The following is a 19,226-nucleotide window of genomic DNA, read 5'->3' on the forward strand; positions in this document are numbered from 1 at the left end:
GTAACCTTGCCTCATGTGGATTGAGATCCTCCTTTTGGCGGAGCTTGCCCGTGGCCCACGGCACGGCTACGAACTTCGCAGGGAGATCGAGGCGGCGACAGGCCACACGCTGTCGAACAACTCCCTCTACCCCCGACTGCGCCAGTTCGTGGAAGCGGAGGCGGTGCTGCGACGTGCCGAGGAGCACGAGGGCACGCCGCCCCGCCACGTCTACTCGATCACCGGCCTCGGCCGTGAACTCCTGCACGACATGCTCGCGGAGCTACCAGAGGACACAGCCGACAACGGACGCGAGTTCATGGCACGGCTTGTGCATTTCGGCTGGCTCACTCCCGAGGAGCAACTCCGGGTTCTGGATGCCCAGGACCGCGTCTTGGCCCGGAAGCGGGAGAGAACCGCGGCACTGGCGACGGCGCGTGCAGAGCTGTGGAGCCGTCGAGCACTTGAGCACGGGATCAACCGGATCGACGCGGAGCGGGCTTGGCTGATGGATCTCCACACCGAGATCCAGAAGAAGGCCGCAGCCGGCGAAACCGGACGAGCCGAGGAGGGCCCATGAGGGAGCCGCTGTGGTTCACCGTCGCGGAGGAGAGCGATCCGGGAAGCACCCGAGGGCCGATGACGCCTGGTCACCATCCCTCACCGACCGCGGCAACGCCGGTTGGTGAAGCTCAGGGATGACAGGTCTTAGTACTGCGGTACTAACGACGCCTCCCGGATTGAGTCCCGTCGGACGCAGGTAGCGCGGCAAACCGCCTCTAGCTTGAGATCGCGGGCCAGTCGGGCCCAGTTCACGCAATGATCTCTTCTCCTGGTGGGAGTAATCCGTGGCCACCTTCCTCTATCGGCTCGGCCGGCTGGCGTTCCGCCGACGACGGCTCGTCGTCATGATATGGATCGCACTCCTCGCTGCCATCGGTATCGGCGCCATGAGTTCGTCCGGCACCACGACAGACGGCCTGACCCTGCCCGGCACGCAGTCGCAGAAGGCTATCGACTTGCTGCAGAAGGAGTTCCCGCAGGCATCCGCCGACGGCGCGACCGCGCGGGTGGTGTTCGAAGCCCCCGGTGGACAGAAACTGACCTCCGTCGCCAACAAGGCCGAGATCGAGTCGCTGGTGGCGAAGCTGGAGAAGTCGCCGCAGGTGTCGAGCGTCTCCGACCCCTTCACCAGCGGCCTGGTCAGCAAGTCCGGCGCCATCGCCTACACGCAGGTGTCCTACAAGGTCGCCCAGGCCGACGTCAGCAGCGCCGCGCACGACGTCCAGGCGGAGGTTGTCCAGCAGGGCGAGAAGGCCGGCCTGACGGTGAGCCTGGGCGGCAACGCCGTCAAGGACCAGGCGAAAAGCAAGATCGCCGAGCTGCTTGGCCTCGCGGTCGCCGCCGTCGCCCTGGTCATCACCTTCGGATCGCTGATCGCAGCAGGGCTGCCCCTGCTCACTGCGATCCTCGGCGTGGGGGCGGCTGTCCTGTCGATCACGATCGCCACCCAGTTCTTCGACATGGGCTCCCAGGCCTCAACGCTGGCGCTGATGCTCGGCCTGGCGGTGGCCATCGACTACGCCCTGTTCATCGTTTCCCGGTACCGCAACGAGCTCCGCCACGGTCACGAACCGGAGGAAGCCGCAGGACGTGCGCTCGGCACTGCCGGCTCGGCGGTCGTCTTCGCCGGCCTGACCGTCATCGTCGCCCTGAGCGGCCTGAGCGTCATCGGCATCGCCTCGCTCACCTCCATGGGTCTGGCCTCCGCATTCGCCGTCGCCGTCGCCGTCGTCATCGCGCTGACCCTGCTGCCCGCCCTCCTCGGCTTCGCCGGGATGCGGATCATGAAGGGCAAGCTGCTGACCCGCCGAATGAAGGCGCTGGAGCGCGGCGAGGGCGATGCGATGGGCGTGCGCTGGGCACGGTTCGTCACCCGCAACCCGGTCAAGGTCCTCGCCGTCTCGGTGCTCGGTCTGGCCCTGCTGGCCCTCCCCGCCATGTCGCTGCGTATGGCCCTGCCCGACGACTCCATGAAGCCCCCGCACAGCACCCAGCGTGTCGCCTACGACACTCTCAGCAAGGGCTTCGGGGCCGGCTTCAACGGGCCCCTGACCGTGGTCGTCGACGCCCGCGACAGCAAGGACCCCAAAGCCGCCGCCGCGGACGCCGGAACGCGGCTGGCGAAGCTGACCGACATCGCCTCTGTCCGTCCTGCCGCCTTCAACGAGGCCGGGGACGTCGCCCTGATCGGTGCAATCCCCAAGAGCGCACCGACCAGTCAGGCGACCAAGGATCTGGTCACCGCCATCCGCGACCAGAGCGCCGCCCTGCACAAAGACACCGGCGCCGATCTGATGGTCACCGGCCTGACCGCCGTCAACATCGACGTCTCCGCCAAGCTCTCGGCGGCCCTCATCCCCTACCTGGCCATCGTCGTCGGCCTGGCCCTGGTCCTGCTGATGCTCGTCTTCCGCTCGATCCTGATCCCGGTCAAGGCTGCCCTCGGCTTCCTCCTCAGCGTGGTCGCCACCCTGGGCCTGCTGGTCGCCGTCTTCCAGTGGGGCTGGCTCAAGGACCTCTTCGGCATCGACCAGACCGGCCCGCTCGTCAGCCTCCTGCCCATCCTGCTGATCGGCGTCGTCTTCGGACTCGCCATGGACTACGAGGTCTTCCTCGTCACCCGCATGCGCGAGGAGTACGTCCACGGAGCCGAACCCACCCACGCGATCGTGCAGGGCTTCAGGCACAGCGCCCGCGTGGTCACCGCCGCCGCGATCATCATGATCTCCGTGTTCGCCGGGTTCCTCCTCGACGACGCGGCACTGATCAAGTCCATCGGCCTCGGCCTCGCCTCCGCCGTGTTCTTCGACGCCTTCGTGGTCCGCATGACCATCGTCCCGGCGGTCATGGCCCTGCTCGGCCATCGTTCCTGGGCGCTGCCCGCGTGGCTCGACCGCATCATGCCGAACGTGGACGTCGAGGGTGAGAAGCTGCACCACGCACTCGCCGCCGAGCAGGCGAACACCGCGGCCGAACCCGTACTGGCCAACGTCGCCGCCGGCGCCCTGTCGGACTCGGAGAGCCACACCGTTGCGCCCGCCTTCATCAGCACCAACGGCTCCGGTTCAGCTGCGAGTGACACCGACACGGCCACGACCGCGTCGGCGCTCCCCCAGCATCACCGCGGCAGGACCAGGAGGCTGCCCGGACTCAAGCAGCGCCGCTCACGCGGCGGCGACACCGCCGCCACGGAGCCGAATTCATCGCCGGTGCGGAAGCCGCGTATGAAACTGCCCTGGAAGAAGTGAGACCACAGCCGCAGGACGCTCACCCGCACGGCGGCCGACTCCCGCCGGCCGCCGTACCCCAGCCCCGCCCGCCGGTCCAATTCCCCCGGGACCGGCGGGCGGTCCCGCCACCGTGAAGGACCCGCCCCGTGACCGAACCGAGCGCCGCTCCTGACCCTCGTCGAGACGAGCGGCGGACCCTGGAGACGCTGACCAGCGATCCCGAGCAGCGCGTGATCGTCTCGGTCATCTCCCGGCTGGCCTCGTGGCGACGGGCCGACCGGGCCCACCCCCGCGTCCGGCGCTGGGGCGTCCCGGCCCTCTGTGCCGCGGGCGGCATCGACGCCTTCCTCAACCCCTACAACGTCGGCGACCCCAAACTGCCGCTCATCCTCGCCTTCTGCGTCCCACTGCTGTGGCGCGAACGCCGCCCCCTGCTGGTCTTCGCCCTCACCACCGCCGCGTCCGTGGTCTCCCTCCCCATGGGCGTGCTGACCGGCTCCGAGTCCGCACGGCTCGTGGCCCTGTTCAACGTCGGCCGCTACTGCACCCCACGCCAGGTGGCCATCGCCGTCGGAGTCAGCCTCGTGCAGCTCGCTGCTTGGGCCTACTTCTTCTGGCGGGGCCGCCAGTTGGACTACGCCACCCGGCCTGAGATCATCACGCTGCTGGCGATGATCGCCACGGCGACGTTCGCCGTTCTGGGCCTGCTCGTCCGGCTGACCCACGCCTACACCGACGTCCTGAAGAAACAACGCGACCAGCAGGCCCACCTCGCCACCGCGCAGGAGCGCGCCCGGGTCTCCCGCGAGATGCACGACATCCTCGGCCACACGCTCGCCGTCATCGTCGGCCTCGCCGACGGCGCCGCCGCCCTCGCCGAGGCCAAACCCGAACGCGGCGCCCAGACGCTGCGCATCATCAGCGCCAGCGGCCGCGACGCCCTGTCCGAACTTCGCCGCCTGCTCGCCGTCATCGGTAACGACGGCAACGGCAACGGCCAGGACCATGCGCGTGACGCACCGCTCGCCCCGCAGCCGGGCCTCGCCGACCTCGACGCGTTGCTGGAGCGCATCCGCGCCGCCGGCCCCACCGTCACTCTGCACGCACACGGCAACCTGACCGGCCTGTCCCCAGGCATCCAGCTCTCCGTCTACCGCATCGTCCAGGAGGCTCTGACCAACACCGTCAAATACGCCGCTTCCGACACCTCGGTGCACGTCTCCGTCGCCGCGGACCCCGACGTCGTACGGCTCACCGTCGAGGACACCGGCCCACGGCGCGCTCCGAAGGCCGGCCGGCCGCCCACCAGTGGCGGTCGCGGCCTGGTGGGCATGCGCGAACGCGCCGCCCTCTATCAGGGCAACGTCACCGCCGGACCCAACGCTCAGGGCGGCTGGACCGTCCACGCCCTCCTCCCCACCCCGCCCTCCCCCACTCTCGACTCAGCTCGAGCGGGGGGACCTCCATCCTCCCCGGAGAAGAACCCCGCATGACCACCGTCCTCATCGTCGATGACCAGGCGCTCCAGCGCATGGGCTTCAGCATGCTCCTGGAAGCCCAGGCCGACATCACCGTCGTGGGCGAAGCCGCCAACGGCAGCGAGGCCGTCCGCATGACCGCGGAACTGCGCCCCGACGTCGTACTCATGGATGTCCGCATGCCCGGCATGGACGGCATCGAGGCCACCCGCCGCATCATCCAGTCCGGCGGCCGCTCCCACATCCTCGTCCTGACCACCTTCGACCTCGACGAGTACGCCTACGACGCTCTGCGCGCCGGAGCCAGCGGCTTCCTCCTGAAGGACGCCCAGCCCGAAGAACTCGTCGCCGGCGTTCGCGCGGTGGCCGCCGGCGACTCCGTCATCTCCCCTGGACTCACCCGCAAACTCATCGACGCCTTCAGCGACCGCTTCCCGGGCCACACCCCCGATCAGCAACATCGGCTGGCCGACCTCAGCCAACGGGAGCGCGAAGTCCTCACCGCCATCGCCACCGGCTGGACCAACGCCGAGATCGCCGAACGCCTCCACCTAGCCGAATCCACCGTCAAATCCCACATCAGCCGCATCCTCGCCAAGATCGACGCCCGCGACCGCGTCCAGGCCGTCATCTTCGCCTACGACACCGGACTCGTCCGGCCGGCATGACCCGGTCCGCTCCGGCCCGCTCGCCCCGCTCTTCAGGGCCGGGCCGTCTCCCCGCCTCCCGACCGTGTTCACCGCTACGTCCCCGACGCCGACCCGCCTCGGCACCGGCGCACCGACTCGCACATGGTGCCCGCACCGCAGTTGAGCATCCACGACGAAGGAAGAGGACACAGCAATGGGACCGTTGGCACGAACCGGCATAGGCGTAGCCCTGGCGTGTGGCGTACTGGTCACCGCCGTCACCGTCGGGAAGAACTCTGACGGCGGCAGCGACGCGGTATCCCTCAAGGGGCCGTACGTCGCCCTCGGCGACTCGTACACGTCAGGCCCCAAGATCCCTCCCCAGACCGGCAATCCCGTCGGCTGCGCCCGCTCCAGCCGCAACTACCCCTCTCTCGTGGCAAAGGAACTCGGCATCAAGGCAGCCGACTTCCGCGACGTCAGCTGCAGCGGCGCCACCACCGCCGACCTCACCGCACCCCAGTCGACCAACAACGGAACCAACCCCGCGCAGCTTTCGGCACTGTCCCGAAACACTCGACTCGTCACCCTCGGCATCGGCGGCAACGACATCGGCTTCAGCTCGATGATCACCACGTGTGTCACCACCGGAGTGCTCTTCAAGGTGGCAGACCACTTCTCCGACATATCCCAAAAGGCGCCCTGCAAGGAGAAGTACTCCTCCGGCAGCACCGACCAAGTAGCCCAGAAGATACGCACAGCGGGCAACCGGCTGGCCCGCACACTGGCCGAGATCAAGCGCGCTGCGCCGGAGGCCCAGGTCTACGTCGTCGGATACCCGAATCTCTTGCCCGCTCATGGCACGGACTGCGGCAGCGACATGCCGTTCGCACCCGACGACGTGCTGTTCCTTCGCCAGAAGGAACAGCAACTGAACACCATGCTCTACGAACAGGCAAAGGCCGCGGGAGCGACGTATGTAGACACCTTCACCCCGTCTCTCGGTCGCGACGCATGCTCCAAGGCAGCCACCCGCTGGATCGAACCCCTCCGCCCCAGCAGCCCGGCAGCCGCCGTCCACCCCAATGAACGCGGCGAACGCGGCATGGCCACCGCCGTTCTGCGTGCCTTGAATGACTGAGGAGTTCCGCGGCCCGGGACCGAGGAATCGTCAGCAGCCGTCCATCCGGTCCCGGCTCGCTCGCCGCAGCGCCGGGGCGCGCTTGAGCGACATCCATGCCCAGCGCGAGCCGTCGCTCAGCACCACGCTTCCCGTCCTGAAGCCCCTCCCCCCCCAACAGGTTCCGCGACACGGCGCCTTGCGAAGCATCGCCAGTCTCCGCCCCACTTGGAGAAGCCCGCATGATCACCGCGCTCATCGTCAGCGACCAAGCGCTGCAACGTCTCTGCCTCAGGCTGGTTCTGGAGGCCGAGCCCGACCTCGCCGCAGTCGGCGAGGCCACCGACAGCGCCGACGCGGCGCGAGCCGCCACCCGGTTCCACCCCGACGTCGTCCTCATGGATGTGGGCCTACTCGACGCGGACGATATTCAATCCATACGCCACATCGCCAGGCCGCCCGACTTCGATCACTCCCCAACGCCGAGCACCGGTCGAACAAGGGAGCACCCTCCTCGCGTACTGGTACTCACCCCCTCCGACACCGACGAGTACGCTTACGCCGCCCTGCATGCCGGCGCCCGCGGGTTCCTGCTCAAGGATTCCCTGCCGGATCAGTTGACAGCGGCCATCCGCATCCTGGCCCGTGGGGGTTCCGTCCTCTCCCCCCGCCTGACCCGCCAACTCATCGATGCGGTACGCGAACACGACACCGCTACCAGCCCCGAACGGAAACGCATACTCTCTCTCCTCACTGAGCGCGAAAGGGAAGTGCTCGGCGCGCTCGCCACCGGCTGGAGCAATACGGAGATCGCCGAACGCCTCACCATCGCCCCGACCACGGTCAAGACGCATGTCAGCAGCGTGCTCGCCAAGATCGGTGTCCGCACCCGCGCACAGGCCGTCGTGTTCGCCTACGAAACGGGCCTGGTGCGCCCTCCATGGCACCGACCACTCCCGCAGGCCACGTACATGCCCCACGTCTCCCGCTCCTAGTAGCGCCGGGGACTGGCACGGGGGTTTCCGCTCCGTTTCCAGTCCCCGCCGCTTCAAACCGTTCCCGCAGTTCTCCCGCACACGGCTTTCTCTGCAGGAATGCGCCCACGGCATGGCCGGCGGCCAGCGGCACGACGCCTTGCATATCCGCTCTCACCAGGGACTTTCCAAGCATTCTTCCGTGACACGGAAGCCGTATTGCGCCCCCGTGCGGCCCTTCCCGACGATGTCGCCACGACCCAAAGACGGGAGCCGAAACGCCATGCCTCACATGACCGCCTTCGCCAGGAACCAGTGGTACGTCGCCGCCTACAGCCACGAGGTCGGGCGCGAGGAGTTGCTCGGCCGGACGATCCTCGGTGAGCCGCTCGTCTTCTACCGGACCGAGGAGGAGGGCGCCCCGGTCGCGCTGGCCGACCGCTGTGTGCACCGCCGGTTCCCGCTGCACGAGAAGCCGAGCCGGCTGGACGGCGACCGCCTCGTGTGCGGCTATCACGGCTTCACGTACGACACGAGCGGTACCTGCGTGTACGTGCCCGGTCAGAAGCGCGTGCCGCGCACCGCCCGGGTCGCGTCCTACCCGGTCGTCGAGCAGGACTCCCTGGTGTGGGTCTGGATCGGCGACCCGGCGCTCGCCGACCCGCAGACCATCCCGCGCGCCCGCCACCTCGCCGCCCCCGGCTGGACGACCGTGCGCGGCATGGAGCCCATCGACGCGGACTACGGGCTCCTCGTCGACAACCTCCTCGACCTGTCCCACGAGACGTATCTGCACGGCGGCTACATCGGCACCCCCGAGGTCGCCGAGACGCCGATCACCACCGAGGTCGACGAGGGGGCGGGCATCGTACGGGTCAGCCGGCACATGGACGACGCCGAGTGCCCGCCGTTCTACGCCAAGTCGACCGGCATCGAGGGCCGCATCACCCGCTGGCAGGACATCGAGTACCACGCCCCCTGCCTGTACCTGCTGCACAGCCGCATCGCGCCGGTGGGCGTCCTGCCCGAGGCGGACGGCAGCGACCCGAACGGCTTCCACACCGAGATCACGTACGCGATCACGCCGTCCGCCGACGGCAAGGTGTACGACTTCTGGATGGTCTCGCGGGACTGGGCGACGGACGACGACGAGGTCACCGAGTTCCTGCGCGGCAACAACCACACGGTGGTCATGCAGGACGTCGACGCGCTCAACCTCCTGCAGCGGACGCTCGGTTCGGAGCGGGCCGGGTACCAGGAGCTGAGCATCAACATCGACACCGGCGGCCTCGCCGCCCGCCGTATCCTCGCCCGCTTGGTGGAGGAGGGCGACAAGCCCGTGGAGAAGGTCCTGTGAGCACCGGCGCCACCGGCGAGATCTACCGCATCGACTGGCTGCCGGGCACCGACGTCCTGCACGGCACCTGTCACTGCGGAGCGGAGCACGCCTCGCAGGACCCGATCGAGATGTGGGAGTGGATGCTCGCCCACCCCGAAGGACACGAGCCACAAGGAAAAGCGTCATGAGCGACGTGTACGAAGCCGAACTCGTCGTCGGCCACCGGGAGTTCGCGGCCGACGGCGTGCTCGCCCTCACCCTGCTCCACCCGCTGGGCGAGGCGCTCCCGGCCTGGGAGCCGGGCGCCCACGTCGACGTGGTGCTCGGGCCGGGGCTTGAGCGGCAGTACTCGCTGTGCGGCGATCCGGGCGACCGTCACGCCTGGCGGATCGCGGTGCTGCGGGAGCCGGACGGGCGGGGTGGATCCGCCTATGTGCACGAGCAGTTGGGGCCGGGCGACAAGGTGCGGGTGCGCGGCCCCCGCAACCACTTCGCCCTGCGCACGGCCGCGCGGTACCGCTTCATCGCGGGCGGGATCGGCATCACGCCGGTCCTGCCGATGCTGGCGGCGGCCGAGGCGGCGGGCGCCGAGTGGACGCTCCTGTACGGCGGACGCTCCCGCAACTCCATGGCGTTCACCGAGGAGTTGGCGCGGTACGGCGACCGGGTCACCGTCGCCCCGCAGGACGAGACCGGGCTGCTGGACCTCGGTTCGGTGCTGGACGCGCTGCCCGCGGACGCCCTGGTCTACTGCTGCGGCCCCGGTCCGCTGCTCGACGCGGTGGAGGAGCGCTGCCCGTCCGGCGCGCTGCACGTCGAGAGGTTCCAGGCGAAGGAGCAACCGGCGGGCCAGGACGGCGAGTTCGAGGTCGAGCTTGCGCAGAGCGGCCGCACGCTGACCGTCGCGCCGGGCGTCTCCGTCCTGGACACCGTGCGCGCCGCAGGCGTCGAGGTGCTCTTCTCCTGCACGGAGGGCACCTGTGGCACCTGCGAGACGGACGTGCTGGACGGCACGCCGGAGCACCGCGACTCCGTCCTCACGGCCGAGGAGCGGGAGGCCGGGGAGACGATGATGATCTGCGTGTCGCGGTGCAGGGGGAAGAGGCTCGTTCTCGATCTCTGACCGCGTCGGCCGCGAGAAGCAGCCCGCCCACGAGCCGCATCGCCGGCGCGCTCGGCGACGAACTGGCCGACCCTGCCTTCTGGACGGCGCTCGGCGACACCCTCACCGGCTGGGCCCTGGGCCTGGCGGTCGCGGTGGGCGCCGGCGTCGTCGCGGGCGTGCTCCTGTCGGTCGTCCGTCATCTCCGCCATCTCCGCGAGGCGACGGCGTCGAGGATCGAGTTCCTGCGCCCGATGCCGTCGTCGGTCGCTCTGATCCCTTCGCCGTGCTGTTGGGACCTCGTGCGGGGGTTGTGGCGGGAGCGCGGGATCACGATCCCGTTCGTCACCCATGACATCGACGAGGCCGTCTGCCTCGGCGAGCGGGTCGTCGTCCTGTCCGCGCCCCCCACGGTCGTCCAGGAGCAGCTGAAGGCACCAGCAGATCCAGGCGGCGAAGCGGGGGCGTGACGGTCGCCCGGCCGGCCCCGGCCGGGCCGACCAGGGCGCCGTCGGCGACCTGAACGCCGACGGTGCCCGGTCAGCCTCGGGGTCGCTCGGGCCTCGGAGGCGCTCAGGCCTCGGGGGGCGGGACCACGCTGAGATGGCTCGCGGTGCGGCGCGCGGGGCGCTTCCTGCGCGGCGCGAACGCCGGGCGGGTGTCGCGCAGCACCATCGTCAGCCGGGTGTACCCCATGTCCTGCAGGGTTCTGGGGGTGTCGCCGATGATGCGGCACTCCGTGGCGCCCCAGCGCGGGTCGGGGTGCAGGAGGGGGCGGACGGCCCCGTCGTGCTCGACGGCCTCCTCGCCGACCGCGCGGATCCAGTGCGGCAGGCCCTGCCGGTAGGCGGCCTCCATGATCGGGTCCGCGGCGATCTCGCGGCGGATCGCCTGCAGCACGTGGTCGTGGCCCTGCCGCTCCACCGCCGCCGCGAAGCGGGCGAGCATCGGCAGGCACCAGCGGGCCTCGTGGTCGCCGAGGACCGAGGGCGCGTCCGGATGGAAGAGGACGAACCGCATGAAGTTGTCGCCCGGCAGGGCCGTCGGATGCGGGCTCACGTCCCGGAAAAGTGACGCGAAAGCGGTGTTGGACAGCAGCACGTCCCAGCGGTGGTCGAGGACGACGGACGGGAAGGGGACGGCCTCCAGGTATGCGGCGTAGTCCTGCAGATACGCCCGGGCCTCGGGACTCTCGGGGACGGGCCGCGGCACGGACCGCTGCTCTCCTGCCTGATGTGCCATCGGGAGGTCACCCCTCTTGCCTATGCGGCCTTCACGCGGCGCCACGATCCTGCTGCCCCGACGCGAGGCATGTCAACTATCGTGGCATTCCATGCTCGTTGACGGCTGAAATAGGCCACAGTTGTGGCGAGACCTGGATGTGAGTTCGAAAGACCGGTTACTCTCCACGCAGTTCAGGCGACCGTCCATGCCTGTGTGAGGGACGTGAGAGACCTAGGAGACCTGTCGGTGTCGGAGGATGGCTTCGAGGTTCCGGGCGCCACGGCGACGGTGCTGCTGTCGGCCGTCGTCGCCCGTGTCGCCGCGCTCGCCGACCGGCTCGGCGTGCCGCACGCGGAGGTCTTCGGCACCGGGCGGCTGTCCGTCGCCTCCGGTGTCCCGGAGTCCGTGGTCAAGGCCCTGCTGAGCGGTTGGCCCGCCGGTGAGCCCGATGTGCAGGCCCGCTTCCTGCAGCGGCTGGACCTGCTGCGCCGTACGCGGCTCAAGCCGAACGGCCGCAAGTACACCCAGCAGGAGATCGCCGACGGCGCCGGCATGTCGCGCCAGCAGGCGGGCGCCCTCATCAACGGCGACCGGCGCCCCACGATGGAGCACTGCGACGCCCTCCAGCGCTTTTTCCGCGTGCACGCCGGCTTCCTCACCGCCGAGGACCCGGAGGCGCTCGCGGGGGCCCTGCAGCACACCGAGCAGGAGCTGCTGCAGAAGCTCGCCGCGCGGGAGGCGGCCGCGGCCGTCGCCGATCCGCTGGAGCGGCTGTTGCAGGACCACGGCGTGCGCGGGATCGCGTGGCGGGCCGCCCAGCTGCCCACCGACCAGCACCGCGACAAGGTCGCCGAGTGGCTGGACATGCTCCTGGAGAGCGTGAAGCGGCCCGAGTCGTGATCCGGGGGAGAACTGTGAGCATCGCCAAGGAAATGCGCCGCCTCAGCGGCGAACTGGTCGCGGAACTGACGCTCCCGGCTCCGGCCGCGCCGGCCGCGCTGTACACGGCCCTGTGCGACGGGATGAGCAGACGGCGTGGCCGTCCCGTCCACTTCCGCATGGCGGCCTTCCCCGCCGACACGGCCAGCGGGCTGTGGCTCGACATGGCCGACCAGGACCTCGTCGTCATCGAGGAACGCACCGCGCCCGAGCACCAGTTGGTGATCCTGGGCCACGAGCTGTGGCACATGAAGGCGGGCCACAGCAGTCACCACGTCGAGGGCGCCGCGGTCGCGGCCCGTTCACTCACGGACGGGGCGGACCTCCAGGCGACGGTCCGCAGTGTCGCCGCCCGCACCCGCTTCGACCTGGCGGACGAAAAGCAGGCGGAGAGCTTCGGCCTGCTGCTGGCGAGCAAGTGCCGTACGTGGCTGGCCGGTTCGTCGCCTCGCGGTCGCGGCCGGCGGGACCACCTCGCGGGTCGGATCGAGGCGTCGCTGGGGTATCGGGGCCCGCAGAGCTGAGACCCTGGCCGGCGCGCTCAGGTCGCGCTGCGCTCGCCGGCCTCCCGCACGGCGCGTGCCGTGCCGTCCGGCCGGCCCGTCGCCCCCGTCCCGGGGCGGCCCTCACGCAGGAGTGCCCGCCAGTGTTCGCGGCTCCAGTCGGCCGGGGCCGTGGTGCGGATGAACTCCTCGACGAGCGCCCGGAATCGGGCGGGGTCGCTGTGGAACGGGAAGTGACCGGCCCCTTCGAAGATCTCCAGTCGGCTGCCCGGCATCGCCTCGTGCGCGCGGTACGCGTGCCGCACCGGCACCACGCTGTCCCGGTCTCCCCACAGCAGCATCGTCGGCATCCCCGCCGTCAGATAGCAGCGGTCGAGCATGGTCACGACCTGACCGCGCCAGTCGACGACCGCGCGCAGGGTGCGGATGAAGGCGCTCCGCGAGGTCTCGTCCGGAAGCGCGTCGACGAGGTGAAGCAAGTCGGGTGCGTCCTGACCGAGATCGGTGTCCAGCAGCTTCATCAGCCGTATGACGAGGCCGACTTGGAGCGTCGCACCCGGCAACCGCAGTGCGGACAGCGCCAGCTGGGCGCCCGGCAGGGAGACCAGCCGCAGCGCGGGGTTGACCTCCCGGCCGACACCGCCCGCGCTGACGAGGACCAGCCGTTCGGTGCGCTCGGGGAACTGGTAGGCGAACTGCATCGCCACTCCCCCGCCGAACGAGTGCCCGACCAGGGTCGCCGACTCGACGCCGAGCGTGGTGAGCAGATCGCGCAGACCGTTGGCGTACGCGGCCACCGAGTAGTCGGCGCGCGGTTTGTCGGAGGCTCCGTGACCGAGGAGGTCGGGGGCGATGACGGTGTGACTGCGGGCGAGGTCGGGGATCAGCCCGGCCCAGGTCGCCGAGGAGTCGCCGATGCCGTGGATGAGGACCAGTGCCGGACCCTCGCCGGCCATCCGGAAGGCGCGCCGGTAGCCGTGCACGACCCGGTACTGCAGCTCCAGCTCTCGATCGCCCACGGGGCGCAGTCGGGCGGCGCGCGCCGGGCGCAGCTGGGGGACGTCGACCACCCGCTCGCCTCCCTCGGTCCCTGGCCGTCGGCGGTCCGCCGAAAGCCCTTCACCCCAGCGTACGACCGCTTTCCGTCAGGGGATTTCGAGGAGGTTTCGCCTCCGCTAAGCGGGCGAACCGTGGTCGGGCGAGGCCGGATTGTCAGTGGTGGGCGGCAAGCTGGAAGGTGCGCCGCCGCACGGGGGCGTACGCGCCGTCAGGGGCGCGGGGGAGACGACGCCGACACGGGGAGAGCCGACCGATGCCCACAGCTGTACTGACCGACCGCGAGCGCACCGCCGTACAGGCCTACCTGCGGCTGCTGCACACCGTCCGCGCCGCCTTCGGCGACGAGGGGAGCGGCGAGGGCGTCGGCGCCGTCGGCCCGGCCCACGACCGGCTGCCGCCGATGGTGCCGCCCGCCGTCCTGGCCGAGGCGGAGCAGGCCCTGGCAGACGCGGGTCTGGCGGGCAACGAGGAGGAGTTCTTCCGGCTGCTGCACAGCTGGTGCCCCGGCCCGTGACCGCCCGCGCGTGAGCTCGCGCGGGCGGCGCCTCAGGTGTGCCGGACCGTGATCGCCGTGGCCACCAGCCCCCGCTGCACGGTCCAGCGGCCGTCGAAGTGCCCGAGCCGGTGGCCGCCGACCAGCGGTCCCGGCACCAGCAGCCGGGCCCGGAAGGCCCCGTACGAGCGATTCGCGGGGCCGACGGGGGTGAGGTCGATGTCGGCCTCGCTGAAGTCCAGCCACTTACGGGTGAGGGGGAACCACGCCTTGTAGACGGACTCCTTGGCGCTGAACAGCAGCCGGTCCCAGTGCACCTCGGGCCGGTCCACGGCGAGCCGGCCGAGCCGCTCCGCCTCCGCGGGCAGGGCGACGGCGGACAGGACGCCCTCGGGAAGGGGCGCGTGGGGTTCGGCGTCGATGCCGACGGAGGCCAGGTCGCCGGCGCGGACCAGGGCGGCGGCGCAGTAGCCCTCGCAGTGGGTCATGCTGCCCCGCAGACCCTGCGGCCACTGCGGGGCGCCGCGCTCGCCCGGCAGCAGGGGCTGCGGGGGCACGCCGAGCTTCTCCATGGCACGCCGCGCACAGGAGCGTACGACGGTGAACTCGCGGCGGCGCTTGTCGACCGCCCGCGCCATCAGTGCCTCCTCCTGCGGGTACAGCGGCGCGTCCCCGAACTCGCGGACGCCCTCGTCGCCGAAGGCCTCCACCGCCACCGCCGACGCGGGCAACAGTTCGTCGATCATTCGGCCTCGGCCTCCCGGGGCAGGATGCGCCGCAGCCGGCCCGGGGGCTGCGACCGCTTGCGCCACTCGCGGGGGTAGCCCACCGACACCTCCTCGAAGCGGACGCCCTCGTGCCAGGTGGTCCGCGGGATGTGGAGGTGGCCGTAGACCATGGTCTCGATCCGGAACCGGCGGTGCCAGTCGGCGGTCAGCCCCGTGCCGCACCACATGGCGAACTCGGGGTACCACAGGACGTCCATCGGGTGCCTGTGCAGGGGGTAGTGGTTGACGGGGACGACGGGCAGGTCGTCGGGGATCTCGGCGAGCCGCCGTTCGGTCTCGGCGACGCGGGCCCGGCACCAGGCCTCACGGCTCGGGTAGGGGTCGGGGTGCAGCAGGTACTCGTCGTTGCAGACGATGCCGGTGCTGTGCGCGTAGGCCAGCCCCTCCTCCTTGGTCGTACAGCCGGCCGGGAGGAACGAGTAGTCGTACAGCAGGAACAACGGTGCGACGACCACCGGGCCGCCCGGGCCCTCCCACACCGGGTAGGGGTCCTCGGGCGTCGTCACCCCCAGGTCGCGGCAGACCTCGACGAGATGTTCGTAGCGGGCGACCCCGCGCAGGGTCACCGGGTCGCTGGGGTGGGTCCACAGTTCGTGGTTGCCGGGGACCCAGACGACCTTGCGGAAGCGGCTCGCGAGGGTCTTCAGCGTCCAGCGGATGTCGGCCACGTTCTCCGAGACGTCGCCGGCGACGAGTAACCAGTCCTTTTCCGACTCCGGGGCCATGGCCTCGACCAGGGCCCGGTTCTCCGGATATCCGATGTGCAGATCGCTGATGGCCAGCAGTTGTCCGGCGCCACCGGCCGTCGACGTCACCTTCCGCCCCCGCTCACAAGTCCACGCTCCGTATGCTCACGAACACACCAGTGCCACCACGAGAACACATTCACGCATGCCGTACAAGGTCGAATCGGGTCGCCCGCGGCGCCGGCACCCGGCTCCACCTGCGCCGGAGCGCGCCACTACACCGAACGAGCGCCACACGTGAACAAGATCGGAAAATCCGTAACACGCGTGTTGCACGCCGCACCCCTCGGAAGCCGTATGATCGCCCCAACACCACCGCCATGGACGTCCCTTCACGCAGGGCGGTTTGGTGACCCACCATTCCCCCTGCCCGGGCCGGGCTTGCTTCGCCCTGTCCGCGAACCGTGAAAGGCGGCCTCGCATGGTCTCTCGCGTACGCGTCTGGCTCAACCGCACGTACGCGGAGAACGTGTTCTTCACAGATCAGCTGCGACGAAATCCCAGCGACCGCGCCGTCGAGATCCACGCCACGCACGGTGACGCCGACTCCCCCGTCCTGGCCGCCGCCGACACCGCCGAGCTGGAGCCGGAGGGCCTCTCGCCCGCCGCGTACGTCGAGTACGCGCTCGCCCAGTGCAAGCGCCGGAGCATCGACGTGTTCGTGCCCCGGCTGCACCAGGAGGCGATCGTCGCACACCGCGTCGACTTCGAGGCGGCCGGCACCGCGCTGCTCGCGCCGCCGCCGGAGGCCGTCGCCGTCTTCCACGACAAGGTGATCGCCTACGAGGCCGTACAGGCCATCGGGGTGCCCGTGCCGCCGTGGTTCCGGGTCCGGACGGCCGACGAACTCGTCTCCGCCGTCGAGGAGTTGGAGGAGGCCGGACACAAGGCGTGCTTCAAGCCCGCGTCCGGCGCGGGCGGAGTGGGCTTCCGGGTGATCACGCACGCCCCCTTCTCGCTCACACACCTCAGCGGGTTCCCGAGCCCGTACGTCCAACTGGACATGGTGGTCGAGGCGTTGAAGCGGGCTGAGGAGCCGGTCGACTGGCTGGTCATGCCGCGCCTGGAGCAGCCGGAGGTGTCGGTGGACTGCCTCACGGGCCCCGACAACGTCCTGCGGATGGCCATCGGCCGGACGAAGAACGGCCGCCGCCGGGGCTTCACGCTGCACGAGCAGTGGCTGGAGCCGGCGCGGCTCATCGCCGAGGGCTTCGGGCTGCACTACCTGTCCAACATCCAGTTCCGGATGTTCGGCGACCGGCCGGTCCTGATGGACGTCAACACCCGTCCGGCCGGCGGGCTGCACCAGCTGTCCCTGTGCGGCGTCAACGCGCCTTGGGCGGCAGTGCAGTTGGCGCTCGGCGAGGACCCGGGCGAGATCGTGCCGCCGTTCCTGGGGCAGGACTACACGGTGGTGTCGGGTCCGCGGCAGCTGCGCGCGGTGTCGCTGCCGCATCAGCGGGTCGAGGACACCGAGCCGCTGCTGCCGGCCGCGCCGGCGCCCGCCGACTCCGTCGAGGTTGCGCCCGCGAGCGCAGCGCAGGTACTGCCGCTCTAGGCAGTCGACCGGGTGCGGCGCGGTCGTGATTGATCGCGCCGTTCCTCGCGCCCCTCACAAGCTGGACAGCTCACCGGTATGGACCAATCCTGCCCGTCACCTTGACAGGCTGATTGGTCCATACCAACTTTGTTGCGCACCGCCTTGCACTCCCCCTGCACTCCTCTGCACTCCCGAACACCCCCATTCCTTCAGGGAGATCGCGTGCGCACGACACCGCTCGGACGCCCATGGCGTCGATTCCTCGCCCTGCTCGGCACCGCCGGACTCGCCCTCGCCGGGGCCGTGGCCCTGCCGGGTACCGCCCAGGCGGCCAACGTCCTCACCAATCCCGGTTTCGAGTCGGGCGCCCTCTCGCCCTGGTCCTGTACCGGCAACCTCGGCTCGGTCGTCTCCTCTCCCGTGCACCAAGGCTCCAAGGCCCTTACGGGGGCGGTGAGTTCCAGCGACAACGCCCAGTGCAGCCAGACCGTCTCCGTCCAGCCGAACACCACGTACGCGCTGACCGGCTGGGTGCGCGGCTCCTACGTCTACCTCGGCGTCGACGGCGGAGCCTCCACCTGGACGTCGTCGCCGTCGGCGTACAGCCAGTTGTCGGTGTCCTTCACCACCGGGGCCTCGCAGACCAGCGCCACGATCTACGTCCACGGCTGGTACGCGCAGGGCGCCTACTACGCCGACGACATCAGCCTGGACGGGCCCGGCGGCGGAGGCGGCGGCTCGGACACCCAGGCCCCGACCGCGCCCGGCGGGCTGACCTCGACCGGCAAGACGTCCTCCAGCGTGTCCCTGTCGTGGAACGCCTCGACCGACAACGTCGGCGTCACGGCGTACGACGTCTACAGCGGGTCCGCGCGGGTGCTCACCGTCTCGGGGACGTCCGCGACGGTCGGCGGACTGTCCGCGAGCACCGGTTACCGCTTCACGGTGAAGGCCCGCGACGCGGCCGGGAACGTCTCCACGGCCTCCAACTCGGTGTCCGTGACGACGAACGCGGGCAGCGGCGGCGGGACCGGGTTCAAGCAGGCCGCGCCGTATCTGTTCGAGGGCTGGGGAGACCCGCCGAACGTGTCGACGGTGATGAGCTCGACCGGCGTCAAGTGGTTCACGATGGCGTTCGTGCTGGACGGCGGCGGCTGCAACCCGATGTGGGACGGCAACCGTCCGCTGACCGGCGGGGTCGACCAGAGCGTCATCAACCAGGTCCGCTCGGCGGGCGGGGACGTCGTGCCCTCGTTCGGCGGCTGGCAGGGCAGCAAGCTCGGCGCCAACTGCTCCTCGGCGAGCGCGCTCGCGGCCGCGCTGCAGAAGGTGATCGACGCCTACTCCCTCAAGGCGATCGACATGGACATCGAGAACACCGACGAGTTCGAGAACGAGGCCGTGCAGGCGCGGATCCTCACCGCCCTGAAGACGGTCAAGGCCAACAACCCGGGCCTGAAGACGATCGTCACGTTCGGGACCTCGACCACCGGGCCGACGTACTACGGCAACCGCCTCATCGAGCAGGCCAAGTCGCTGGGCGCCGACATCGACGTCTTCACCATCATGCCGTTCGACTTCGGCGGCGGTGCGGACATGTACGGCAACACCGTGAACGCGACGGAGGGGTTGAAGGCCAAGTTGAAGTCCACCTTCGGGTGGGACGACGCGACGGCCTACGCCCACATCGGCATCTCCGGCATGAACGGTCTGTCCGACCAGCAGGAGAACACGACTCCGGCGATCTGGACGCAGATCCGTGACTGGAGCAACAGCCACCACATCGCGCGGCTCGCCTACTGGGCGGTCAACCGCGACCGGCCGTGCCCGGGCGGGGGCGTGGTGAGCAACTGCTCCGGCATCAGCCAGAGCACCTGGCAGTTCACCTCCATCACGGCCGGCTTCACGGGCTGATCGGCTTCACGGGCTGAGCTCCTCGAAACCGAAGGAAAGTCCCCCGGATTCCGGTCCGGGGGACTTTCTTTCGCGGAAGGTGTATCAGGGCCCGGGGTGGCTGCTC

The 19,226-nt window shown here is 70.2% G+C and carries 18 protein-coding genes and 2 pseudogenes; 16 read left to right on the plus strand and 4 right to left on the minus strand.

Annotated elements, in window-relative coordinates:
- Positions 1-13: 13 nt before the first annotated feature.
- The 11 genes and pseudogenes from ACIBAF_RS25065 to ACIBAF_RS25115 all read left to right on the plus strand — a co-directional run.
- Positions 14-559: a PadR family transcriptional regulator gene (locus ACIBAF_RS25065; protein ID WP_399465818.1), complete on the plus strand. Its 546-nt coding sequence runs from the start codon at positions 14-16 to the stop codon at positions 557-559.
- Positions 560-827: 268 nt separating this feature from the next.
- Complete coding sequence (locus tag ACIBAF_RS25070; protein ID WP_399465820.1) at positions 828-3,290, plus strand: MMPL family transporter; 2,463 nt, start codon at positions 828-830, stop codon at positions 3,288-3,290.
- A gap of 128 nt (positions 3,291-3,418) precedes the next feature.
- Complete coding sequence (locus ACIBAF_RS25075) at positions 3,419-4,765, plus strand: sensor histidine kinase (RefSeq protein WP_399465822.1); 1,347 nt, start codon at positions 3,419-3,421, stop codon at positions 4,763-4,765.
- On the plus strand, positions 4,762-5,418 hold the full coding sequence (locus ACIBAF_RS25080) for a response regulator (RefSeq protein ID WP_399465823.1): 657 nt from the start codon (positions 4,762-4,764) through the stop codon (positions 5,416-5,418). Before ACIBAF_RS25075 ends, ACIBAF_RS25080 begins: the two co-directional genes overlap by 4 nt.
- A 175-nt stretch (positions 5,419-5,593) precedes the next feature.
- Complete coding sequence (locus ACIBAF_RS25085) at positions 5,594-6,520, plus strand: SGNH/GDSL hydrolase family protein (RefSeq protein ID WP_399465825.1); 927 nt, start codon at positions 5,594-5,596, stop codon at positions 6,518-6,520.
- Positions 6,521-6,741: 221 nt separating this feature from the next.
- Positions 6,742-7,494: a LuxR C-terminal-related transcriptional regulator gene (locus ACIBAF_RS25090; RefSeq protein ID WP_399465827.1), complete on the plus strand. Its 753-nt coding sequence runs from the start codon at positions 6,742-6,744 to the stop codon at positions 7,492-7,494.
- 262 nt (positions 7,495-7,756) lie between these two features.
- Positions 7,757-8,830: a Rieske 2Fe-2S domain-containing protein gene (locus tag ACIBAF_RS25095; protein ID WP_399465829.1), complete on the plus strand. Its 1,074-nt coding sequence runs from the start codon at positions 7,757-7,759 to the stop codon at positions 8,828-8,830.
- Complete coding sequence (locus ACIBAF_RS25100) at positions 8,827-9,000, plus strand: hypothetical protein (protein WP_319671217.1); 174 nt, start codon at positions 8,827-8,829, stop codon at positions 8,998-9,000. The genes ACIBAF_RS25095 and ACIBAF_RS25100 overlap by 4 nt, the downstream gene beginning before the upstream one ends.
- Positions 8,997-9,935, plus strand: a complete 939-nt coding sequence (locus ACIBAF_RS25105) for a PDR/VanB family oxidoreductase (RefSeq protein WP_399465830.1) — start codon at positions 8,997-8,999, stop codon at positions 9,933-9,935. Before ACIBAF_RS25100 ends, ACIBAF_RS25105 begins: the two co-directional genes overlap by 4 nt.
- 23 nt (positions 9,936-9,958) lie before the next feature.
- Positions 9,959-10,195 (plus strand): annotated as a pseudogene (locus ACIBAF_RS25110) (ABC transporter permease); the annotation flags it as partial.
- Positions 10,196-10,210: 15 nt separating this feature from the next.
- A pseudogene (locus ACIBAF_RS25115) lies at positions 10,211-10,348 on the plus strand (ABC transporter ATP-binding protein); the annotation flags it as partial.
- Between the two features lie 139 nt (positions 10,349-10,487).
- Here ACIBAF_RS25115 and ACIBAF_RS25120 read toward each other — a convergent pair.
- The gene (locus ACIBAF_RS25120) at positions 10,488-11,156 is read right to left on the minus strand and encodes a hypothetical protein (protein ID WP_399465831.1); all 669 of its coding nucleotides are present in this window, start codon (positions 11,154-11,156) and stop codon (positions 10,488-10,490) included.
- A 228-nt stretch (positions 11,157-11,384) separates the two neighbouring features.
- Between ACIBAF_RS25120 and ACIBAF_RS25125 the strand changes: the two genes are divergently transcribed.
- Positions 11,385-12,038, plus strand: a complete 654-nt coding sequence (locus ACIBAF_RS25125; RefSeq protein ID WP_399465833.1) for a helix-turn-helix domain-containing protein — start codon at positions 11,385-11,387, stop codon at positions 12,036-12,038.
- A 32-nt stretch (positions 12,039-12,070) separates the two neighbouring features.
- Positions 12,071-12,601, plus strand: coding sequence for a toxin-antitoxin system, toxin component (locus ACIBAF_RS25130; RefSeq protein ID WP_399465998.1), 531 nt, complete (start codon positions 12,071-12,073; stop codon positions 12,599-12,601).
- Positions 12,602-12,618: 17 nt separating this feature from the next.
- Here ACIBAF_RS25130 and ACIBAF_RS25135 read toward each other — a convergent pair whose 3' ends face one another.
- The gene (locus ACIBAF_RS25135; protein ID WP_399465834.1) at positions 12,619-13,650 is read right to left on the minus strand and encodes an alpha/beta fold hydrolase; all 1,032 of its coding nucleotides are present in this window, start codon (positions 13,648-13,650) and stop codon (positions 12,619-12,621) included.
- 242 nt (positions 13,651-13,892) lie between these two features.
- Between ACIBAF_RS25135 and ACIBAF_RS25140 the strand changes: the two genes are divergently transcribed.
- The gene (locus ACIBAF_RS25140) at positions 13,893-14,153 is read left to right on the plus strand and encodes a hypothetical protein (RefSeq protein ID WP_399465836.1); all 261 of its coding nucleotides are present in this window, start codon (positions 13,893-13,895) and stop codon (positions 14,151-14,153) included.
- Positions 14,154-14,185: 32 nt separating this feature from the next.
- Here ACIBAF_RS25140 and ACIBAF_RS25145 read toward each other — a convergent pair whose 3' ends face one another.
- Positions 14,186-14,878 carry a 4'-phosphopantetheinyl transferase gene (locus ACIBAF_RS25145; RefSeq protein ID WP_399465838.1) on the minus strand — a complete coding sequence of 231 codons (693 nt, stop codon included), beginning with the start codon at positions 14,876-14,878 and terminating at the stop codon, positions 14,186-14,188.
- Positions 14,875-15,735: a metallophosphoesterase family protein gene (locus ACIBAF_RS25150; RefSeq protein WP_399465840.1), complete on the minus strand. Its 861-nt coding sequence runs from the start codon at positions 15,733-15,735 to the stop codon at positions 14,875-14,877. The genes ACIBAF_RS25145 and ACIBAF_RS25150 overlap by 4 nt, the downstream gene beginning before the upstream one ends.
- A 352-nt stretch (positions 15,736-16,087) precedes the next feature.
- Here ACIBAF_RS25150 and ACIBAF_RS25155 point away from each other — a divergent pair, with 352 nt between their 5' ends.
- Positions 16,088-17,224: an ATP-grasp domain-containing protein gene (locus tag ACIBAF_RS25155; protein WP_399465841.1), complete on the plus strand. Its 1,137-nt coding sequence runs from the start codon at positions 16,088-16,090 to the stop codon at positions 17,222-17,224.
- Positions 17,225-17,428: 204 nt separating this feature from the next.
- Positions 17,429-19,120 carry a carbohydrate binding domain-containing protein gene (locus tag ACIBAF_RS25160; RefSeq protein ID WP_399465842.1) on the plus strand — a complete coding sequence of 564 codons (1,692 nt, stop codon included), beginning with the start codon at positions 17,429-17,431 and terminating at the stop codon, positions 19,118-19,120.
- Positions 19,121-19,226: the final 106 nt, after the last annotated feature.

Source organism: Streptomyces sp. NPDC051677 (assembly GCF_044453465.1).
Classification (GTDB): Bacteria; Actinomycetota; Actinomycetes; order Streptomycetales; family Streptomycetaceae; genus Streptomyces.

Bases quoted from the DNA above. Each gene is read 5' to 3' on its own strand.
- ACIBAF_RS25080 (WP_399465823.1), top strand. From the start codon at position 4,762: ATGACCACCGTCCTCATCGTCGATGACCAGGCGCTCCAGCGCATGGGC.
- ACIBAF_RS25095 (WP_399465829.1), top strand. From the start codon at position 7,757: ATGCCTCACATGACCGCCTTCGCCAGGAACCAGTGGTACGTCGCCGCC.
- ACIBAF_RS25090 (WP_399465827.1), top strand. From the start codon at position 6,742: ATGATCACCGCGCTCATCGTCAGCGACCAAGCGCTGCAACGTCTCTGC.
- ACIBAF_RS25130 (WP_399465998.1), top strand. From the start codon at position 12,071: ATGCGCCGCCTCAGCGGCGAACTGGTCGCGGAACTGACGCTCCCGGCT.
- ACIBAF_RS25105 (WP_399465830.1), top strand. From the start codon at position 8,997: ATGAGCGACGTGTACGAAGCCGAACTCGTCGTCGGCCACCGGGAGTTC.
- ACIBAF_RS25155 (WP_399465841.1), top strand. From the start codon at position 16,088: ATGGTCTCTCGCGTACGCGTCTGGCTCAACCGCACGTACGCGGAGAAC.
- ACIBAF_RS25120 (WP_399465831.1), bottom strand. From the start codon at position 11,156: ATGGCACATCAGGCAGGAGAGCAGCGGTCCGTGCCGCGGCCCGTCCCC.
- ACIBAF_RS25140 (WP_399465836.1), top strand. From the start codon at position 13,893: ATGCCCACAGCTGTACTGACCGACCGCGAGCGCACCGCCGTACAGGCC.
- ACIBAF_RS25065 (WP_399465818.1), top strand. From the start codon at position 14: ATGTGGATTGAGATCCTCCTTTTGGCGGAGCTTGCCCGTGGCCCACGG.
- ACIBAF_RS25145 (WP_399465838.1), bottom strand. From the start codon at position 14,878: ATGATCGACGAACTGTTGCCCGCGTCGGCGGTGGCGGTGGAGGCCTTC.
- ACIBAF_RS25085 (WP_399465825.1), top strand. From the start codon at position 5,594: ATGGGACCGTTGGCACGAACCGGCATAGGCGTAGCCCTGGCGTGTGGC.